Below are 19058 nucleotides of genomic sequence, written 5' to 3' on the forward strand. Positions count from 1 at the left end.
TGTTGCGCCGCTGCGCGGATATGCCCCGGCGGAGTGACGCGTCACCTGTCCGAGCGGCCTTCATGTTGCCGTTCGTACCCGCCCCGGTACGGTCGTCGGCATGGGCCCCCAGCAGGATCACCCCGAGTTCAGCGTGGCGCGGCACGGGTACGACCGGACGCAGGTCCGCCGCTACGTCGACCGGCTCGTCGAGGAGCACGCGGGCACCACCGCCGAGCGGGACGAGGCCAGGGCGCGCGCCGAGGAGCTGGAGGGGCAGCTGCAGTTGGCGCGCCGCGAGATCACCGCCCTCACCGAGCGCCTCGACAAGATAGGCAACGCCGCCGCGGCCTCGTCGGCCCCCAACGCCGCCGAGCGCGCCGCCCGCACCATCGCCACCGCCGAGGCCCAGGCCGGTGAGATCGTCGCCCGCGCGCAGTCCGCCGCCGACACGGCCTGGTCGGCGGCCGAAGCCGCCTCCGCCGAGCTGCGCGAGCGCTACCGCACCCTCTTCGCCGACGTGGAGAAGCGCCACACCGAGCTCCACGAAGCCCACGTCGGGCTGATGGCCGAGGCCAAGGCCAAGTCCGAAGCCATGACCACCGCCGCCACAACCCGCCAACGCACCACCGACGACCAGGCCGAGCGCGACCGCCAGCGCCAAGAGCAGCAGTTCCAACAAGAGCTGGCCACCCGCCGAGCCGCCCTGGACGACGAAACCACCACCCGCCGGGCAGAGTCCGAAGCCGAAGCCACCCGCCGCATCACCGAAGCCACCGACGAAGCCGCCAAGCGGATCGCCGCGGCCACGAGCCAGGTGGAACAGCTGACCGCCCTGCGCGAACAACTAGCCGGACGCCTGCGCGGCACCTCGGACCTGCTCAACCAGAGCGCGCAGCTGCTGGAGCCCATCGAAGCCGAAATAGACCTGGACCCCGTCAACACCGAGGCCCCCACGGCCAAGAACCTCCCCATCCCCCAGAAAGCCACCCAGCCCTAGCCGCTCGCCCCGCGCACCCCCCACCCGACGCCCGGCTTCGGCTGTCGCGGGTCCCCCGGTGGACGGCCAAGCGGGTTCGCTGCCGCGAACAGGGTGGCCTCGATCAACCCCTGCCGCGGTGTGCCAAGTGAGTAGCAGGTGTGCCAAGGCTTCCGCTGCTCCTTGTGGCGCCCGTGCGGGCAGGGCTGTGGCTTCGACCAACGGCCCCTTGACCTTCGGTGGGGTTGGTCCCGTTTACCCGCTGAGTACCAGCTGCGGCGGACGGCGGCTTGGTCCAGGTCTGTGCTGTGGTGGTGCCAGAGGACGACCGGTGTGGCCGAGGCTTGGCTGTGACCTCGGTCAGTCTCCGTTCGGCCCCCGATCAGGCGTGGTCTTTGCTCGCCCGGGTATCGGCTGCCGCAGGTGGCGATTCACTCTGGGCCCCAGCTGCCGTTGTGGGCCAGGTGCGCGGCCGGTGTGGTGCGGCCGGGATGAAGCTGGCGCTCGGTCTGGGCCTCAGCTGTCGCGGTGTGCCGGGTGGCAGGCCGAGGTTTCCGCTGCTCCTTGGTCGGGCTGGGTCTTGCTCCGAGTCCTAGCTGTCGCGGTGTGCCAGGTGGGTGGCCAGGGTGGCCAGGGCCTCCGCTGCTCCTGGGTGGGGGTTTGCCCGCGTCAGCAGAGTTGTGGCTTCGGCCAGCCTCCGCTCTGCTTCCAGCTGGGCCCAGTCCCGTCCACCCGCTGACTGGATCAGGTGGGCGGCGTGTGTTTGCTCCGACTCGGTCAGCGCTCGGTCTCCCCGGTAGAACGCGGCCAATTCGACGCCCGCGGCGGTTCCGGAGTTCAGGGCGGCGACCACCGGCAGGGTCTTCTTGCGGTTCACCAGGTCGCCGCCTGGTTTTCCGGTCGTGCCGGGGTCGCCCCAGATGCCGAGGAGGTCGTCGACCAACTGGAACGCAAGTCCCAGTTGTTCGCCCATCTCGCGCAGCGCGGCGATCTGGCCCGTGGTCCCGCCGCCGAGCAGCGCCCCCAATGCGCACGCGCACCCCATGATCGACCCGGTCTTGCCAGCCGCCATCGCTTCGCACTCGGCGACGGTGACTTCCGTGCGGTGCGGGAAATCGGCGTCCGCGCTCTGGCCGTCCATGAGCCACCACAGGGCGTCGGTGAGGATCGGCAGGGAGCGGTCGGCGTGGGGGGCGGCCGCGAGGACGCGCAAGGCCAAGGCCCACAAGGCATCCCCGGCCAGTAGTGCCGCGGGGACGCCGAAGACCGTCCACGCGGCACCTCGGTGTCTGCGGGTCCGGTCGCCGTCCATGATGTCGTCGTGGAGCAGGGAGAAGTTGTGCACCAGCTCCACCGCCACCGCCGCGGGGATGGCCGAGGTGGGGTCACCGCCGACGGCGCGGGCGCAGAGCAGGGCGAGGGCGGAGCGGACCATCTTGCCGCTGTCGGTGTGCACGGGGCTGCCAAAGGCGTCGGACCAGCCGAAGTGGTAGCACGCTATTCGCCTCATGGGGTACGGCATGGCCGCCACGGCAGCACGCAGCGCAGGCAGCACGGCACCACGGCTCTCGGTCAGCACCTGCTCGACACCCGGGCTCATGGCTCGCGCTTCCCCGTCGACTCCGCTAGCGACCCCTGAATGATCCCGTGCAGCTGCACAGTCCCCGGTGATCTTTTCGGGTGATCTCCTCGCCGGTATGCCCCGAATGGCCCAAACAGTTGCCGCGCACCGTAGGGGCGCGGCCGCCGCGCAGGTGAAAGCTGTTCACACCCGGGTGGCGCGTGCCCGCCGAAGGGCAGGCTAAGGAAGTCGTGGTCACTGACCGGCTCGACGTCGACCCGGTCACCCGGCCAAGATCACCGGAGTGGCGCAACCGGCAGCGGCACACGGTGACGCCCGTGCGTCCGCACAGGTGAACCGGTGCGGCATCCGCATGAGCGAGATGGAGCGAAACAATCCACCGCGTTTACAATTGAACTATAAAATGGAGGAGTTGGTTTGAAAGATTCTCCCCATCCGGCGGTCGAACTTCGTTACGGAATGTCCTACCGGCTGCCCGCGCTGCCGACCCACTGCCCGCTCGCGCTGCACCAGGACTACCCGGCCACCGCGCCCCGGGTCCTGGCCTGGCTGCGCCCCTACCTGGTCGACTACTTCGGCGAGTCCGAACAGGACAGTCGGATCACCGACCGCTACCTCCGCCAGGACCTGCACCGGTGGGGTGCCCTGTGCCTGCCGCACACCCGGCCGGACCGCTTCTTCGTCCAGCAGCTCTGGATGAACACCGCGGCACTGGTCGACGACGCCTTCTCGGCGCCGTGGCTGCGCGAGCCCGCCGCCCGCGCCCGGCTCGCCGGTGAGCTGTGCACCGCGCTCGGGGCCGACGACGCGGGCGCGAACCCGTTGGTCCGGCTCGTGCGCGACGTGCACCGGCTGATGCTGCCCACAGGTGATTCGGTCGGCGGGCGGATGGTCGAAGCGGGCCGGGCGGTGGTGGTCAACAACGCCACCGAGAACACCGTCGAGGACCTGACCGACCTGGACGCCTACCTGGGCTCCAGCCGCCGGGTGAACGCCTACGGCTTCTGGATCCTCGCCGTCGCCGAGTGGTCCCTCGGCATCGACCTCGGCGACATCGCGGCGGAAGACCCGTTGGTGCGCCGGGCGTGCACGCTCGCGATCGACCACTGGATCCTCGTGAACGACCTCTACTCGTTCGCCAAGGAACTGGAAGAGGGCGAGACCAGCAACGCCGTGTGGGTCCTCTTAGGACAAGGTGCTCCCCTCCAAGAGGCCCTCGACGCCATAGCCGCCCGCGCCGTCGCGACCGAGCAGCGCTTCATCGCCACCCGCGACAAGATCGCCACCGGACCGCTGCGGCACCGCACCGACCTGTCCCGCTTCCTGGTCGAGGTCGGCCACATGATCACCGGAAACCTCCGGCACGCCCGCGAGAGCACCCGCTACCACGGCGACAACCGCACCCTCACCGACGACCTCGCGGGCAGCCCCGTCCCAGAACCCCGAACCCTCACCCGGCTCGGAACCGCCCACCAACCCCTCACCAACCCAACCCGCTAACCCCGGCCCCCACCCCGAGTTGTCCACAGCCCGCCCCGGCATCCACCGCACCCAACCCGCCCCTCCCGGTAGGCTGTATCTCGGGGGCAACTCAGCTCAATTGGATCTTGCAGCCACCCCGAAATGCGCCACTGAACTGCGAATATGCCACCGGAGCGGCACTGGCCAAGTGGCCGCCACCGCACCCCAGCGCGAACCTCCAACGACGAGAGTTATCCACAGGCCGCCTCGCCGCTCACCGCGTCGAGGCCGACTCTCTCGGTAGCCTGGGATTCGGGGGCTGCTCACATCGATTCGATCTTGCCTCGGGCCGTGGAGCACTCGAAACCCAGCTGACGCCCCGCCTCTCGCCGGGCTTCCGAGCACCCGCCCAGAGTTGTCCACAGCCCGCCTCACCACTCGCCCCGCCCAACCCGCCCCTCTCGGTAGGCTGGATACGGGGGCTGCTCAGCGCGATTCGATCTTGCCCGCCGCCCGCCGCCCGCCGCAAACGTCACCGCACCGCCCGTTCCAGCAGCGGCCGCACCCGAGGCGGGATGGGCGTCGACAGTGCGATCGAGGTGGACGTTCGCCGGACCCATTCGACGTTGACCACCCGGTCGATGACGCGTTGCAGGTCGGCGTTGTTCTGGGCGACCATCCGCACCAGCAGGTCGCCTTCGCCGGTGGTGGCGTGGACTTCGCACACCTCCGGGATCGCGTGCAGCCGCTGCGCGACCTCGCCCCGCTTGCCCTGCGCGATCTCCAGCACCGCGAACGCGGTCAGCCCGTACCCCATCGCCGCGAGGTCGACCGCGGGCGGGAACCCGGTCAGCACCCCGCGCCGCTCAAGCCGGTCCATCCGGGCCTGGACCGTGCCGCGCGCGACGCCCAGTCTGCGTGAGCACTCCAGCACGCCCAGCCTGGGTTCGTCGGTCAGCAGGAGCAGCAGTCGGGCGTCGAGGTCGTCGATCCCCGGGCCGCCCTCGGTGGTCTCGCTCATCGCCCGTCCTCTCGTCGCAGGTGCGCAGAGTGTCTGAATTGCCGAACACTATGGGTAATACCCTATACATACTGTCCAGTGATCTTCTCAACTGTTGCGCAGGATGCCCGGTCTGCTCATGCTCGTGCCAACGCAGGACGCGAACGCAGGAGGAATGCCATGACGGGCACGCTGAACCGCGGTGACCAGGGCATGGACGAGGTGAGCTTCGACCAGCTCCGCCAGCTCGTCGGTCTCGTGGAGTACGACGAGAGCAAGGACCCGTTCCCGGTCCGCGCCATGGACGCCGTCGTCTTCGTCGTGGGCAACGCGACGCAGACCGCGCTGTTCTACCAGGCCGCGTTCGGCATGACGCAGGTCGCGTACTCGGGTCCGGAGACCGGCAACCGCGACCACAAGGCGTTCGTGCTCAAGTCCGGCTCGGCGCGCTTCGTCATCAAGGGCGGCGTCGACCCCAAGAGCCCGCTGCTCGACCACCAGCGCGCGCACGGCGACGGCGTCGTCGACCTGGCCCTCGAGGTCACCGACGTGGACAAGTGCCTGGCGCACGCCCGCGCCCAGGGCGCGATCGTGCTCGAGGAGGCGCACGACGTCACCGACGAGCACGGCACCATCCGCATCGGTGCCATCGCCACCTACGGCAAGACCAGGCACACCCTGGTCGACCGCTCCCGCTACAACGGCGTCTACCTGCCGGGCTACGTGGCGAAGGCGGGCGCCTACACCAAGCCCGCGGACGCCCCCAAGCGCATCTTCCAGGCCGTCGACCACTGCGTCGGCAACGTCGAGCTCGGCAAGATGGACTACTGGGTCGACTGGTACAACCGCGTCATGGGCTTCGTGAACATGGCGGAGTTCGTCGGCGACGACATCGCCACCGAGTACTCGGCGCTGATGAGCAAGGTCGTCGCCAACGGCAACCACCGCGTCAAGTTCCCGCTCAACGAGCCCGCGATCGCGAAGAAGAAGTCGCAGATCGACGAGTACCTGGAGTTCTACGGCGGCCCCGGCTGCCAGCACATCGCGCTGGCCACCAACGACATCATCGCCACCGTCAAGGCCATGCGCGCCGCCGGTGTCGAGTTCCTGGACGTGCCGGACTCCTACTACGAGGACCCGGAGCTGCGCGAGCGCATCGGCAACGTGCGGGTGCCGATCGAGCAGCTCAAGGAGCACGCCATCCTGGTCGACCGGGACGAGGACGGCTACCTGCTGCAGATCTTCACCAAGCCCACCGGCGACCGGCCGACGGTGTTCTACGAGATGATCGAGCGGCACGGCTCGCTCGGCTTCGGCAAGGGCAACTTCAAGGCCCTGTTCGAGGCGATCGAGCGCGAGCAGGACCGCCGGGGCAACCTGTAGCCCCCGCTTGAGCGCACGAGTGTGGCCCCCGTCCCGGTTGGACGGGGGCCACACTCAGCTACTACTCAGGTGCGTTCGGGACCGGGCGGGTACGCTCGCCCCCAGGGCGTATTCACCTCGGGGAGAACCATGGCCGCACGCAGGACGATGCCACTGGCTGGCGCTGCCGCGGCTGCTCTGGTCCTGGCGGGCGTCGCGGTGTTCACCGTGAGCAACGCGGGCTGCGCGAGCGCGGGCGAGTTCGTCCAGCGCCCGCAGGGCCTGGAACTGGTGGGCGGCTGCGTCGACCCGGCCGACCTGCCCGCCGCGCCCAGCACGCCCACGTCGGAGACCGACGCGGGCCGGGCCGTCGAGCGCTTCCACCAGATCAGCCCGTGACCCGCCGCGGGGCCTCACGACGAGGCCCCGCTGACGAGGTCTAGTCCAGTGCCTTCAGCAGGTCGGTCACCAGGTCCGTGCTGTCCTCGATGCCCACCGACAGCCGCAGGATGTCGCCCGCGACCTGCAGCGGCGACCCCGTGGTGCTGGCGTGGGTCATCTTGCCGGGGTGCTCGATCAGCGACTCGATCCCGCCGAGCGACTCCGCCAGCAGGAACAGCCGGGTGCGGGCCGCCACGGCGAGCGCGGCCTCTTCCCCGCCCGCGACGGAGAACGACACCATCCCGCCGAACCGGCGCATCTGCTTGGCGGCGATCTCGTGCCCGGGGTGCTCGGCGAGGCCGGGGTAGTAGACCCTGGTCACCTTGGGGTGGCCGACCAGCGTCTCCACGATCCGCTCGGCGTTGTCGCTGTGCCGCTCCATGCGCAGCGCCAGGGTCTTGGCGCCCCGCAGCACCAGCCACGCGTCGAACGGGCCGGGCACCGCGCCCGCGGCGTTGCGCAGGAAGGCGAACTGGTCGCGCAGTTCGTCGTCGGAGGTGATCAGCGCCCCGCCGACCACGTCGGAGTGCCCGCCGAGGTACTTGGTCGTCGAGTGCAGCACGACGTCGGCGCCGAGGCCGAGCGGGGACTGCAGGTACGGGGTGGCGAAGGTGTTGTCGATGATCAGCCGGGCGCCCGCCTCGGCGGCGATCGCGGCCAGCGCGGCGATGTCGACGACGCCGAGCAGCGGGTTGGTCGGCGTCTCCGACCAGATGACCTTGGTGGTCGGGCGGACCGCGGCGCGGGTGGCGTCGAGGTCGCCGAGGTCGACCGCGGTGTACTCGACGCCCCACTGGGTCAGGACCTTGTCCAGCAGCCGGAACGTGCCGCCGTAGGCGTCGTTGCCGAGGATCACGTGGTCGCCGGGCCTGGTGATCGACCGCAGCGCGACGTCGGAGGCGGCGAGGCCGGAGGCGAAGGCCAGGCCGTGCTTGCCGCCCTCCAGCGCCGCGAGCGCCTGCTCCAGCGCGGTGCGGGTCGGGTTGGCGCTGCGCGAGTACTCGTACCCGCCCTCGCGCAGGCTGCCGACACCGTCTTGGACGAAGGTCGAGGTGGCGTAGATGGGCACGATCACCGCGCCGGTGTGCGGGTCGGGCTCCTGCCCAGCGTGGATCGCGCGGGTCTCGAACCCCCAGCGCGCAGTCTCGTCAGCCATGCCGTCCAGGCTACGGGGATCCGGCTCCCAGCCCACTACCTGGGAGCCTTCCCACTATGAGGAATATTTCACCGATCGAGTGACCTGCGCCTGGTGTCAGTAGCGGCGCGCGCCCCGCAGCCACCGACCGGTCGGCGGCAAGATCGCGAACAGGAAAGCCAGCAGGGCGGCGGCAGCTCCGACGGCGAGCAGGATCGTGTAGGTGTCGTTGAACTCGAAGAGGGCCTGGAAGTAGTCGCTGACCGACAGGCCGATGCCGCGCAGCATCTCCGAGACCACGGGCTCCAGCGGCAGCGATGCCGCGCCGAGGATCGCGCTGATGGCTACGACGGGGGCCCCCGCCCGGCGCCGCGCGAACAGCATGATCGCGCCGATCAGTGCCAGCGCGGCGATCGCGAGCCTGCCGATCAGGATCGACTGCATCCCGGCCGGGAGGTCGAAAACGTTGCCGTAGGAAGGGAACTCGGCGAGGAAGTACGCCGAGGCGCCGCCGATGCCACCCGCAACGGCCAAAGAGGACAGTCCAGCTAGGACAGCCGTGGCCGGGCTGCTCTGCGCCAGCGGGTAGGACGGGTGGAAAGCCTGCTGCTGCGGGTACTCGGACTGGTAGTTCATGGTTCCCCCTCGCGTCTCGCGGTGACGAACCCTGAGACGCCGATGGGCCCCGGCTGGTTGCCGGGGCCCATCGATTCACTTCATTAGCTCCACTGCTGCGGGGGCTGCTGTCCGGGGGGCTGCTGCCCGTAGCCACCCTGCGGCGGCTGCTGCCCGTAACCCTGCTGCGGCGGCGGGAAGCCGGGCGGCGGGGTCTGCGGCGGCGGGCCGTACCCGGGCGGCGGGGGCGGCTGCTGGCCGTAGGGCTGACCGTAACCCTGCTGCGGTTGCTGCTGCTGGGGCTGGCCGAAGGGCTGCTGCGGCTGGCCGAAACCACCGGGCGCACCGGGGCCGCCGGTGCCACCGCCGCCGCTGAGCGAGCTCAGCGGCGAGCTGCCCAGCAGGTAGTCCTTGGTCTGCGGGAAGAACGCCAGCGCACCGGCACCCGCGATGATCAGGCCGAACACGAACGACGTGGTGATGCTGCCGCCGAAGGTGAAGGTGATGCCGTTGAGCAGCGAGCCGAGGAGCACGACACCGCCACCGCCGACGACCAGGAAGTGCGCGATGTTCAGGTTCCGCTTCAGCGCCAGCAGCACCGCGCCCGCGGCGGCCACGCCGCCACCGGCCAGCTGCAGCAACGAGAACAGCACGTTGATACCGCTCGGGCAGGCGATGCTGACCGCGAAGGCGCTGTCGTTGTAGGCCGAGCACGCGCTGCTGACCGACGAGATGGTGGACGTCAGCGAGATGCCCATGATCAGCGTGATCACGCCGAGCAGCGCCACGACGCCGAGCACGATCAGCGCGATCATGCCGGTGTTGGCGGGCTGGCCCGCGCGCGGCGCACCGCCGAGGCCGGGCTGCTGCGCGAAACCGCCCTGCTGCGGGTACCCACCGGGCTGCTGGCCGTAGCCGGGCTGCTGCTGGCCGAACCCGCCGGGCTGGCCGTACTGCTGCTGCGGCTGGCCGTAGGGCTGCCCGAACCCGCCGGGGGGCGATGCGGTGTCGGCCGCGCTCGGCGGCGGGTTGTAGGGCGGGTTCTGCGGGACCGAGCCCGGCGGCACCATCTGGGTGGCGTCACCCTGGCCGGGGCGCACGACCTGCGTGCGGTCGACGCCGTCGTCCTCGCTGCCAGGGGGGTTCTGCCCCGGGCGGATGGCCTGCGTCCGCTCGACGCCGTCGGCGCCGGTGTTGTCACCGGGCGGCGGCGCGTAGTGCGGCTGCTGCGCCGGGTAGCCACCCGGCTGCTGGCCGTACGGCTGGTCCTGACCGGGTTGACCAGGCCACTGCTGGGGCTGACCGCCCTGCCATGGCTGGTTCGGCGGTTGGGGAGCACTCATCGGGTTTCCCACCCCTTTTGACCTGGTGTGTCAGCTGGCAACGCGGATAACACTGCCGGTAACGCTATCTGATGCGCTATCCGGGTGTAGTTCGTGCCTCGCCGGGTGACCATGCGGCGTCACCGCCCGGCGAGGAAGCCGAGGAGATCTTGCCTCGTGACCACCCCGGCGGGCTTGCCGTCAACGAGGACGAGCGCGCCATCGGCGTCGGTCAGCGCCTTCATGGCCATCGACACCTGCTCGCCTGCGCCGATCGTGGGCAGCGGGCCGGACATGTGGCGGTCGAGCCGGTCGGCCAGGGCGGCCTTGCCGGTGAACAGGGCGTCGAGCAGGTCGCGCTCGTTGACCGCGCCGACGACCTCGGCCGCCATGACCGGCGGCTCGGCGTTGACCACCGGCATCTGGCTCACGCCGAACTCGCGCAGGATCGCCACGGCGTCGGCGACGGTCTCGGTCGGGTGGGCGTGCACGAAGTCCGGGATGGTGTTGCCCGACGCGCTCTTGCGCCGCAGCACGTCGCCGACCGTGGCGCCGGAGTGCTCCGGCGGCAGGAAGCCGTACTGCGCCATCCACGGGTCGTTGAAGACCTTCGACAGGTAGCCGCGGCCGCCGTCGGGCAGGAGCACCACGACGACGTCGTCCGGGCCGAGCTGCTTGGCCAACCGCAGCGCCGCGGCCGCCGCCATGCCGCAGGAACCGCCCACCAGGAGGCCCTCTTCGCGGGCGAGCCTGCGGGTGATCTCGAAGGACTCGGCGTCGGACACCGCGATGATCTCGTCGGCGACGGTGCGGTCGTAGGCCTCCGGCCAGAAGTCCTCGCCGACGCCCTCGACCAGGTACGGCCTGCCGGTGCCGCCCGAGTAGACCGAGCCCTCCGGGTCCGCGCCGATGACCTGGACCGCGCCGCCCGAGACGTCCTTGAGGTAGCGGCCGGTGCCGGAGATCGTGCCGCCGGTGCCGACGCCCGCCACGAAGTGCGTGATCTTGCCCGCGGTCTGCCGCCACAGCTCCGGGCCCGTGGAGTGGTAGTGGCTCGCCGGGTTCTGCGGGTTGGCGTACTGGTTGGGCTTCCACGCGCCCTCGATCTCGCGCACGAGCCGGTCGGAGACGTTGTAGTAGGAGTCCGGGTGCTCCGGTGCCACCGCGGTCGGGCACACCACGACCTCGGCGCCGTAGGCCTTGAGGACGTTGCGCTTGTCCTCGCTGACCTTGTCCGGGCAGACGAAGACGCACTTGTAGCCCTTGCGCTGCGCCACGAGGGCCAGGCCGACGCCGGTGTTGCCCGACGTGGGCTCGACGATCGTGCCGCCGGGCCGCAGCTCGCCGGAGGCCTCGGCCGCCTCGATCATGCGCAGCGCGATCCGGTCCTTGACGCTGCCGCCCGGGTTGAAGTACTCGACCTTGGCCAGGACCGTCGGTGCCAGCCCTTCGGCCAGGGAGTTCAGCTTCACCAGCGGCGTGTCACCGACGAGATCGATGATGTGCTCGACGTACTCCACCGAGGGCTCCTTCGTGGGGTCGCGTGTAGGGGTCGCGTCGTTGACCTGCTCCTGGAGCGTAGCCGGGGCCAAGGCGCGGCGAGGTGTTCGGCGCGTTTGGTAAGGAGGAGGTCCAAAGGGGCGATAGGTCTAGGACAGTCACCTTTGGTCGGAGGGGGGCAGGCGATGTACTGGGTCCGTGGGCTCTGGGTGGCCGCGGTTGCGGCGGGATCCGTTGGCGGCCTGTCCGGCGCGGCCTACACCCTCTTGCAGTCGCAGTCCCGGCAGGCCCGCAGCGTCATCGGTGTCCCGCGCGACCTGCCGTTCAACGCCGATGGGGTGTACCTGCCCGATGGCTCCGGACCGGTCGTGGCCGCCGGTGGCCTCACCTTCGGCGTCTTCGGTGACTCGAGCGCGGCGGGCCTCGGTGCGGAGGCGCCGGACTGGTTGCCGGGTGTTCAACTCGCGCGTGGTCTTGCGGAGGAATCGGGTCGTCCGGTCCGGTTGACGACCTACGCGATCAGCGGCTCGCGCAGCTCCGACCTCGCGGGCCAGGTCGACCGCGCGCTGGTGGACCCGCCTCGGGTCGCCCTGGTCATGGTCGGGGGCAACGACGTCACCGCTCGGCGCGGTGTCGCCGTGTGCGCCGAGTTGCTGGCCGAGCAGGTCCGGCGGCTGGTCGCGGCAGGCACGGCGGTCGTGGTGGGTACGTGCCCGGACCTCGGCTCGGTCCGCCCGATCCCGCAGCCGCTGCGGTCGCTTGCCGCGCGGTGGAGCCTGGCGCTCGGCCGGGCGCAGGCGCGTGCCCTGGTGGGCAGCGGCGCCTCGGTCGTTCCGCTGACGCTGCTGTCCCGGCACTTCGCGACCCGGCCGGAGGAGCTGTTCAGCACCGACCGGTTCCACCCCAACGGCGCGGGGTACGCGTTGGCGGCGGCAGTGATCCTCGCCCCACTGTGTTCGGCGGCCGGGGTGTGCGACAGTGCGGTGACTCCCGACTGAGCGGCGTGGCTCCACGGGTGGGTTACCGGCGGGTAGTTCGGCGTAGCCTCAGCGGTGTCGTGTTGGTGTCCACCGCGAAGGAGTACCCATGCCCGAGGCAGTCATCGTCTCCGCCGTCCGCTCGCCGATCGGCCGCGCGGGCAAGGGGTCGCTGGTCGACATCCGGCCGGACGACCTCACCGCGCAGATGGTCCGCGCCGCCCTCGACCGGGTGCCCGCGCTCGACCCCGCCGACATCGACGACCTGATGCTCGGCTGCGGCCTGCCCGGCGGCGAACAGGGCAACAACATGGGCCGGATCGTCTCGGTGCTGCTCGGCTACGACTCCCTGCCCGGCTGCACGGTGACCCGCTACTGCGCGTCCTCGCTGCAGACGACCAGGATGGCGCTGCACGCGATCAAGGCTGGCGAGGGCGAGGTGTTCATCTCCGCGGGCGTGGAGGCGGTCTCCCGGTTCGCCAAGGGCAGTTCCGACTCGTGGCCGGACACGCACAACCCGATCTTCGCCGAGGCCGAGGCGCGCACCGCCGAGGTCGCCGAGTCCGGCGCGGGCGAGTGGCACGACCCGCGCACCGACGGCCGCGTGCCCAACGCCTACATCGCGATGGGCCAGACCGCGGAGAACCTGGCGCTGGCCAAGGGCATCACCCGCGAGGAGATGGACCACTTCGGCGTCCGCTCGCAGAACCGCGCGGAGGAGGCGATCAAGTCGGGCTTCTGGGCCCGCGAGATCACCCCGGTGACCCTGCCAGACGGCCGCGTCGTCGACACCGACGACGGTCCGCGCGCGGGCGTGACCTACGAGAAGACCGCCACCCTGCAGCCGGTGTTCCGCCCCGACGGCCGGGTCACCGCTGGCAACTGCTGCCCCCTCAACGACGGCGCGGCGGCCCTGGTGATCATGTCCGACCGCAAGGCCGCCGAACTCGGCCTGACCCCGCTTGCCCGCATCGTCTCCACCGGCGTCTCCGGCCTGTCCCCGGAGGTCATGGGCCTCGGCCCGGTCGAGGCGTCCCGGCGGGCACTGGCCCGCGCGGGCCTGACCATCGCCGACATCGACCTGGTGGAGATCAACGAGGCCTTCGCCGCCCAGGTCATCCCCTCGGCCCGCGACCTCGGCGTCGACGAGGACCGCCTCAACGTCAACGGCGGCGCCATCGCCGTCGGCCACCCCTTCGGCATGACCGGCGCCCGCATCGCCACCACCCTGATCAACTCCCTCCAGTGGCACGACAAGCAACTCGGCCTGGAAACCATGTGCGTCGGCGGCGGCCAGGGCATGGCCATGGTCCTGGAGCGGCTGAGCTGATTCGGGGCCGTGCCGAGCAGCCCCCGAATCAATCCTTCCAGGTCCGAGGGCTGCTCGGAGACCGGCGATCTTGCGTGTGGATCCCGGGCGACGTTGTGGACAAACCCAAGGGAGGTCCGCCACCCGACCTGCTCGCCGCCCGCGGCAGGGGACCGAGCTGTCCACAGCCCGCCCGCCGAGCCGCCCGTTCTGCCCGCTTCCGCCGGTAGGCTCGGTTCGGGGGCTGCTCAGCGCGGTTTGATCTTGCTCCGAGGCGTGGTCGCCGAGTTGTCCACAGCCCGTCCATCGAGCCGCCCGTTCTGCCCGCTTCCGCCGGTAGGTTCGGTTCGGGGGCTGCCTACTTCGGTTTGATCTTGCCCCGAGGCATGTCCGCCCCGTCCTCCCCAGGTCGCCGTTCGTGGCGCCGCCGCCCTGCGGGCAAGCCCTGCCGCTCGGCTCGAACGGCACCCGCGAACGCCGAACGGCCACCCCCGCCAGCGCGGGGATGGCCGTTCGAGTGGGTACCTGGGTCAGCCGCCGTAGGGGACGGCCTTGGTGAGGATGACCTTCTGGGTCTTGCCGTTGGGGAGCTCGTACTCGCGGGTCTCGCCCTCCTTGGCACCGAGCAGCGCGCGGCCGAGGGGGGACTCCGGGGAGTAGACCTCCAGCTCGCCCTCGCCGCCCTCCTCGCGGGTGGCCAGCAGGAAGACCTCTTCGTCGTCCTCGCCGTCGTAGCGGACGGTCAGGACCATGCCCGGCTCGGCGATGCCGTCGTTGGCCGGGGCCTCGCCGACCTTGGCGCCGCGCAGCAGCTCCTGCAGGTGGCGGATGCGGGCCTCTTGCTGGCCCTGCTCCTCGCGGGCCGCGTGGTAGCCGCCGTTCTCCTTGAGGTCACCCTCCTCGCGGCTGGTGTTGATCTTCTGCGCGATGACCGGGCGGTTCTCAATCAGCTCGTCGAGCTCGTGCTTGAGCCGGTTGTAGGCCTCCTGGGTCAACCAGGTCACCTGGGTGTCGCTCACGGTCACCAACTCCTCGTCGTACTCCGGGCCCGTGGTCACAGGCCGGCAGTCCAGGCCTCGTGGTGCGCCCGGAATGGAAAAAACACGGCCCTCCTAGGGGCCGTGCAGGTCTACGAGCGTACCACGAACACACGTGCTATAACGCCGGATTTGTCCCCTTTGCCCCAATTCTGGGTGTAGTTCACCCCGTTGGCGGCTGGGTTGTGGACAGGTAAGCGGGCACCTGGTACGAGCAGCCGAAAACGTCGGCCGTAACCGGTTCTGTGCTGCTCGCGACCACCGTCGTCATCCGGACGGACGCCTGACCCGGCGGCACGTAGACCTCTTTGCGGCCGCCTTCGGCGCCGTCGATGCCGCGCACCCGCACCACGCACACCGCGGCCCGTTCCGGGGTGGATCGAGTCACCTCGAACGTCATTCGCATGCGGTTGCCGGGCTCCGGACTAAAAGCAGTCCGCTCTGCTTCTATAGGCGCCGAACCCAGGTTGCGGTATCCGACGTAAGCCACCGCGGTGCCCACGACGAGGCCGAGGGTGACCAAAACGATCGCTGTCCGTCGCGACCGCGGCGCCTTTCGCGCGCCGTAACGGCCCTCTGGCGGTGTGCGACCGTCGGCGGTCATAGCGGGGCCTCCTCACGCGGGCGTTCCAACCGGCGGGAACAATGGCCCCCGCGCGGCGCGTTGCGCTGTTCGGGTCGAGTATCCGCCGTGCGCGGGACCACGTACCAGGAGGGGGCCGAGGAGGACCATGTCCGAGAAGCTGCGGTTGATGGCGGTGCACGCCCACCCCGACGACGAGTCGAGCAAGGGTGCGGCGACGATGGCCAAGTACGTCGCCGACGGGCACGAGGTCATGGTGGTCACCTGCACCGGTGGGGAGCGCGGGGACATCCTCAACCCGGCGATGGACCGGCCCGAGGTGACCGCGGACATCGCGGGTGTGCGGCGGGCGGAGATGGCCAAGGCCGCCGAGATCCTGGGCGTCGAGCACCGCTGGCTCGGGTTCGTCGACTCCGGCCTGCCCGAGGGCGACCCGAAGCCGCCGCTGCCGGAGGGTTGCTTCGCGCTGGTGCCGCTGGAGGAGTCGGTGCCGCCGCTGGTCGCCGCGATCCGCGAGTTCCGCCCGCACGTCGTCATCACCTACGACGAGAACGGCGGCTACCCGCACCCCGACCACATCCGCTGCCACGAGGTCTCCGTTGCAGCGTTCGACGCCGCGGGCGACCCGGAGCTGCACCCGTCGGCGGGCGAGCCGTGGCAGCCGCTGAAGCTGTACTACTCGCACGGCTTCAGCCGGGTCCGGATGGTCGCGATCCACGAGGCCCTGCTCGCGCGCGGCCTGGAGTCCCCGTACGGCGAGTGGCTGGAGAACTGGTCCGCCGACCGGGGCGACGTCGCCGACCGGGTCACCACCCGCGTCGAGTGCGCCGACTACTTCGAGGTCCGCGACGCCGCGCTGCTGGCGCACGCCACCCAGATCGACCCCAACAGCCGCTGGTTCGCGGTGCCGCTGGACCTGCAGCGCGAGGTGTGGCCGGTCGAGGAGTACGAGCTGGTCCGCTCGCTGGTCGACAGCACCCTGCCCGAGGACGACCTCTTCTCCGGCATCCAGGAGAAGGTCGCGCTGTGATCCCCGGCCCCGAGTTCCCGGTCACCTTCGCCCAGGTGCAGACCCAGCCGCCCAAGCCTGCCGACCCCGGCGGCCAGGGGGAGGACTTCGGCAAGTCCTCCCCGCTCGGCTTCCTGATCCTGGTGCTGTTCTTCGTGGCGGTGGCCTTCCTGGTCCGCTCGATGACCAAGCACCTCAAGCGGCTCCCGGCGTCGTTCGACGAGCCCGCCGCCGAAGAACCACCGGCCAAGCCGACCGCGTCATAGCCTGGGGTCGATCGGCTCCGACTCCAGCGCCAGGACCGCGAACACCGCCTCGTGCACCCGCCACAGCGGTTCGGCCTTGACCAGCCGGTCCAGCGCCTCGAGGCCGAGCGCGTACTCGCGCAACGCCAGGGACCGCTTGGGGCCGAGCTTGCGGTCGCGCAGTCGGTCCAGGTTGGTCGTGTAGTCCGGGCCGTAGACCACCCGCAGGTAGTCGCGGCCGCGGACCTTGAGGCCGGGCAGGGTCAGCTTGCGGCCGGTGCGCACGAAGTTCGCCGCCGGTTTGACGACCATGCCCTCGCCGCCCGCCGCGGTCAGCGACTCCCACCAGGCCACGCCCTCGGCCACCGAGCCCGGGTCGGTCGGGTCGACCGCCAGCCGCCGGGTGCGGGTGAACAGGTCCGGGTCGGCGGCGTGCAGCCGGTCGGCGATCTCCAGGTGCCAGGTGTGCGGTCGGTCGTGGTAGGTCCGGCCTTCGGTGGCCAGCAGCTGGAACGGCGCGAGGCGCACGCCGTCGAGGCCGGTTGTCGGCCAGCAGTAGCGGCGGTAGACGTCCCGGAACGATCCCGCGTTGGTGAGCCGGATTTCCGTGCGGGACAACAGGTCCGCCACTCCGACGCCGCGGTCGGCGGCCGAGCGCAATGCTGACAGCGCGGCCGGGAGCGCGGCGTGGGCGGCTGCGGCGACGGCGGCGAACTGGCCGGTGATCAGCTCCTTCGCCTTGGCGTTCCACGGCAGCAGCTCGGCGTCGAGCAACACCCAGTCGGTGTCCAGCTCCTCCCACGGGATGGTCGAACGTACTCGTCCCAAGAGGACGGATGTGGTCTCTTCGTCGAAGAACGGCCTGCCGGTGCGGGTGTAGACGGCGCCGTCGCCCTCGATCGCGAACCGCCGAGGAGCGACGGACTCCGAGCGGGTCACCAGCACGACCGCCCGGGAGCCCATGTGCTTCTCCTCGCACAGCACGGGAAGCGCCCCGTACCCGGCGAACGCCTCCCTCGGGTGCTCCAGGTACTCGCCTTCCCGATGCGTCTCCGCGGGCGCCATCGTCGGCGGCAGGTACACCAGCCAGCGCGGATCCACCGCGAACCGGCTCATCACCTCCAACGCCGCTGCGGACCGCTCCCCGCGCACTGTCACCGCGTCCTGTGCCCACGTCTGGACGACCCGGCGGCCGAGGACGTCGTCGAGCGCCAGCGCGGTCGGCTCCCGCTCGGCGACCGGTGCCACCAACGGCCGCACCGGCTCGTACCACACCTCGTGCGCCGCGACGGAAACCAGTTCCCGCTCCGGGTAGCGCAACGCGGTCAGCTTCCCGCCGAACACGCACCCGGTGTCCAGGCACATGGTCGAGTTGATCCACTCCGCTTCCGGGACCGGCGTGTGTCCATACAGGACCATCGCCCGACCGCGGTAGTCACGGGCCCACGGGTAGCGCACCGGCAGCCCGTACTCGTCTGTCTCGCCGGTCGTGTCACCGTAGAGCGCGAACGAGCGAACCCGGCCGGACGCCCGCATGTGGTAGTGCTCCGGCAGGCCCGCGTGCGCGACCACCAGTGCGCCACCGTCGAGCACGTAGTGCCCGATCAGCTGGTCGCAGAAGCGTTCCACGCGCGTGACGAACTCGGGTTCCTCGCGCCCCAACTGCTCCAGCGACTCGGCGAGCCCGTGCCGCACGGTGACCTGCTTGCCGCGCAACGCCTTCAGCAGCTTGTGCTCGTGGTTGCCCGACACGGCCAGCGCCGTACCGGCCTCGACCATGCCCATCGCCAGTCGCAGCACGCCCGGCGTGTCCGGCCCCCGGTCCACGAGGTCGCCGACGAACACCGCGCGCCTGCCCTGCGGGTGCGCCGCGCCGACCGCGCGGCCCTGGGCGTCCCGGTCGAGGGTGTAGCCCAGCTCGCCGAGCAACTCCTCCAGCTCCGCCCGGCAGCCGTGCACGTCGCCGATCACGTCGAACGGGCCGGTCTCGCCGCGCAGGTCGTTGCGCAGCGGCTCGACGACGATCCGCGCCTCGTCCACTTCGGACTCACCGCGCAGCACGTGCACCCGGCGGAAGCCCTCCTTGGTCAGCGACCGCACCGACCGGCGCAGCTCGTCGACGTGCCTGCGCACCACGTGGGCGCCGAAGTCGCGGTCGGGTCGCTCGGCGTTGCGCCGCACGCACACCGATTCCGGCAGGTCCAGCACGATCGCGACCGGCAGCACGTCGTGCTCCTTGGCCAGCCGCAGCAGGTCCGCGCGCGGACCGCGCTGGGTGTTGGTCGCGTCGACCACCGTCACCAGGCCTGCCCGCAAGCGCTTGCCCGCGATGTAGTGCAGCGCGTCGAACGCCTCGGCCGAGGCGTCCTGGCTGTTCTCGTCGTCGCTGACCAGGCCGCGGAAGAAGTCGCTGGAGAGCACCTGGGTCGGCGCGAAGTGCTTGCGCGCGAAGGTCGACTTGCCGGACCCGGAGGCGCCGACGAGCACCACCAGGGCCATGTCGGGGATGGCGAGGTCCATGC

Annotated in this window: 17 protein-coding genes; 8 read left to right on the top strand and 9 right to left on the bottom strand. The window is 70.8% G+C overall.

The window, feature by feature from the left end:
• Positions 1 to 100 precede the first annotated feature (100 nt).
• Complete coding sequence (locus JOD54_RS10610; RefSeq protein WP_204450365.1) at positions 101 to 979, top strand: DivIVA domain-containing protein; 879 nt, start codon at positions 101 to 103, stop codon at positions 977 to 979.
• 571 nt (positions 980 to 1550) lie between these two features.
• On the opposite strand, the gene JOD54_RS10615 is transcribed toward JOD54_RS10610, so the two are convergent.
• Positions 1551 to 2558, bottom strand: a complete 1008-nt coding sequence (locus JOD54_RS10615; protein ID WP_204450366.1) for a polyprenyl synthetase family protein — start codon at positions 2556 to 2558, stop codon at positions 1551 to 1553.
• Between the two features lie 399 nt (positions 2559 to 2957).
• Here JOD54_RS10615 and JOD54_RS10620 point away from each other — a divergent pair, with 399 nt between their 5' ends.
• A complete protein-coding gene (locus JOD54_RS10620; RefSeq protein WP_204450367.1) occupies positions 2958 to 4040 on the top strand; it encodes a terpene synthase family protein in 1083 nt (360 codons plus the stop codon).
• Between the two features lie 493 nt (positions 4041 to 4533).
• On the opposite strand, the gene JOD54_RS10625 is transcribed toward JOD54_RS10620, so the two are convergent.
• A complete protein-coding gene (locus JOD54_RS10625; protein ID WP_204450368.1) occupies positions 4534 to 5022 on the bottom strand; it encodes an Lrp/AsnC family transcriptional regulator in 489 nt (162 codons plus the stop codon).
• A gap of 159 nt (positions 5023 to 5181) precedes the next feature.
• Between JOD54_RS10625 and hppD the strand changes: the two genes are divergently transcribed.
• Both hppD and JOD54_RS10635 read left to right on the top strand, forming a co-directional pair.
• The gene (gene hppD / locus JOD54_RS10630) at positions 5182 to 6384 is read left to right on the top strand and encodes a 4-hydroxyphenylpyruvate dioxygenase (protein ID WP_204450369.1); all 1203 of its coding nucleotides are present in this window, start codon (positions 5182 to 5184) and stop codon (positions 6382 to 6384) included.
• Between the two features lie 129 nt (positions 6385 to 6513).
• Entirely contained in the window at positions 6514 to 6762 is a 249-nt protein-coding gene (locus tag JOD54_RS10635; protein WP_204450370.1) for a hypothetical protein, read from the top strand.
• Positions 6763 to 6802: 40 nt separating this feature from the next.
• Here JOD54_RS10635 and JOD54_RS10640 read toward each other — a convergent pair whose 3' ends face one another.
• The 4 genes from JOD54_RS10640 to JOD54_RS10655 form a co-directional block, all read right to left on the bottom strand.
• Positions 6803 to 7960 carry a cystathionine gamma-synthase gene (locus JOD54_RS10640; protein WP_204450371.1) on the bottom strand — a complete coding sequence of 386 codons (1158 nt, stop codon included), beginning with the start codon at positions 7958 to 7960 and terminating at the stop codon, positions 6803 to 6805.
• Between the two features lie 96 nt (positions 7961 to 8056).
• Positions 8057 to 8575 (bottom strand): hypothetical protein, encoded by a 519-nt coding sequence (locus JOD54_RS10645; protein WP_204450372.1) that lies wholly within the window; start codon positions 8573 to 8575, stop codon positions 8057 to 8059.
• Positions 8576 to 8658: 83 nt separating this feature from the next.
• On the bottom strand, positions 8659 to 9897 hold the full coding sequence (locus JOD54_RS10650) for a hypothetical protein (RefSeq protein ID WP_204450373.1): 1239 nt from the start codon (positions 9895 to 9897) through the stop codon (positions 8659 to 8661).
• Between the two features lie 119 nt (positions 9898 to 10016).
• Positions 10017 to 11396: a cystathionine beta-synthase gene (locus JOD54_RS10655; protein ID WP_204450374.1), complete on the bottom strand. Its 1380-nt coding sequence runs from the start codon at positions 11394 to 11396 to the stop codon at positions 10017 to 10019.
• Positions 11397 to 11561: 165 nt separating this feature from the next.
• On the opposite strand from JOD54_RS10655, the gene JOD54_RS10660 reads away from it, so the two are divergent.
• A complete protein-coding gene (locus JOD54_RS10660) occupies positions 11562 to 12374 on the top strand; it encodes an SGNH/GDSL hydrolase family protein (RefSeq protein ID WP_204450375.1) in 813 nt (270 codons plus the stop codon).
• Between the two features lie 88 nt (positions 12375 to 12462).
• Positions 12463 to 13683: an acetyl-CoA C-acetyltransferase gene (locus JOD54_RS10665; RefSeq protein WP_204450376.1), complete on the top strand. Its 1221-nt coding sequence runs from the start codon at positions 12463 to 12465 to the stop codon at positions 13681 to 13683.
• Between the two features lie 509 nt (positions 13684 to 14192).
• Here the strand turns inward: JOD54_RS10665 and greA are convergent.
• Both greA and JOD54_RS10675 read right to left on the bottom strand, forming a co-directional pair.
• Positions 14193 to 14687, bottom strand: a complete 495-nt coding sequence (greA, locus tag JOD54_RS10670) for a transcription elongation factor GreA (RefSeq protein ID WP_204456197.1) — start codon at positions 14685 to 14687, stop codon at positions 14193 to 14195.
• Between the two features lie 175 nt (positions 14688 to 14862).
• Positions 14863 to 15303 (bottom strand): DUF4307 domain-containing protein, encoded by a 441-nt coding sequence (locus JOD54_RS10675; protein ID WP_204450377.1) that lies wholly within the window; start codon positions 15301 to 15303, stop codon positions 14863 to 14865.
• 127 nt (positions 15304 to 15430) lie between these two features.
• Between JOD54_RS10675 and mca the strand changes: the two genes are divergently transcribed.
• On the top strand, positions 15431 to 16312 hold the full coding sequence (gene mca / locus JOD54_RS10680) for a mycothiol conjugate amidase Mca (RefSeq protein WP_204450378.1): 882 nt from the start codon (positions 15431 to 15433) through the stop codon (positions 16310 to 16312).
• Complete coding sequence (locus JOD54_RS10685) at positions 16312 to 16557, top strand: hypothetical protein (protein ID WP_372440399.1); 246 nt, start codon at positions 16312 to 16314, stop codon at positions 16555 to 16557. The genes mca and JOD54_RS10685 overlap by 1 nt, the downstream gene beginning before the upstream one ends.
• Here the strand turns inward: JOD54_RS10685 and JOD54_RS10690 are convergent.
• Positions 16552 to 19056 carry a polynucleotide kinase-phosphatase gene (locus tag JOD54_RS10690; RefSeq protein WP_204456199.1) on the bottom strand — a complete coding sequence of 835 codons (2505 nt, stop codon included), beginning with the start codon at positions 19054 to 19056 and terminating at the stop codon, positions 16552 to 16554. The two genes, JOD54_RS10685 and JOD54_RS10690, sit on opposite strands and share 6 nt — an antisense overlap.
• Between the last annotated feature and the right edge of the window lie 2 nt (positions 19057 to 19058).

It is taken from the genome of Actinokineospora baliensis (assembly GCF_016907695.1).
GTDB lineage: Bacteria > Actinomycetota > Actinomycetes > Mycobacteriales > Pseudonocardiaceae > Actinokineospora > Actinokineospora baliensis.

What these genes read in the sequence shown, in the direction of transcription:
- JOD54_RS10610 (WP_204450365.1), top strand. Translation starts at nt 101, where the DNA reads ATGGGCCCCCAGCAGGATCACCCCGAGTTCAGCGTGGCGCGGCACGGG.
- JOD54_RS10615 (WP_204450366.1), bottom strand. Translation starts at nt 2,558, where the DNA reads ATGAGCCCGGGTGTCGAGCAGGTGCTGACCGAGAGCCGTGGTGCCGTG.
- JOD54_RS10625 (WP_204450368.1), bottom strand. Translation starts at nt 5,022, where the DNA reads ATGAGCGAGACCACCGAGGGCGGCCCGGGGATCGACGACCTCGACGCC.
- hppD (WP_204450369.1), top strand. Translation starts at nt 5,182, where the DNA reads ATGACGGGCACGCTGAACCGCGGTGACCAGGGCATGGACGAGGTGAGC.
- JOD54_RS10635 (WP_204450370.1), top strand. Translation starts at nt 6,514, where the DNA reads ATGGCCGCACGCAGGACGATGCCACTGGCTGGCGCTGCCGCGGCTGCT.
- JOD54_RS10640 (WP_204450371.1), bottom strand. Translation starts at nt 7,960, where the DNA reads ATGGCTGACGAGACTGCGCGCTGGGGGTTCGAGACCCGCGCGATCCAC.
- JOD54_RS10645 (WP_204450372.1), bottom strand. Translation starts at nt 8,575, where the DNA reads ATGAACTACCAGTCCGAGTACCCGCAGCAGCAGGCTTTCCACCCGTCC.
- JOD54_RS10650 (WP_204450373.1), bottom strand. Translation starts at nt 9,897, where the DNA reads ATGAGTGCTCCCCAACCGCCGAACCAGCCATGGCAGGGCGGTCAGCCC.
- JOD54_RS10660 (WP_204450375.1), top strand. Translation starts at nt 11,562, where the DNA reads ATGTACTGGGTCCGTGGGCTCTGGGTGGCCGCGGTTGCGGCGGGATCC.
- JOD54_RS10665 (WP_204450376.1), top strand. Translation starts at nt 12,463, where the DNA reads ATGCCCGAGGCAGTCATCGTCTCCGCCGTCCGCTCGCCGATCGGCCGC.
- JOD54_RS10675 (WP_204450377.1), bottom strand. Translation starts at nt 15,303, where the DNA reads ATGACCGCCGACGGTCGCACACCGCCAGAGGGCCGTTACGGCGCGCGA.
- mca (WP_204450378.1), top strand. Translation starts at nt 15,431, where the DNA reads ATGTCCGAGAAGCTGCGGTTGATGGCGGTGCACGCCCACCCCGACGAC.
- JOD54_RS10690 (WP_204456199.1), bottom strand. Translation starts at nt 19,056, where the DNA reads ATGGACCTCGCCATCCCCGACATGGCCCTGGTGGTGCTCGTCGGCGCC.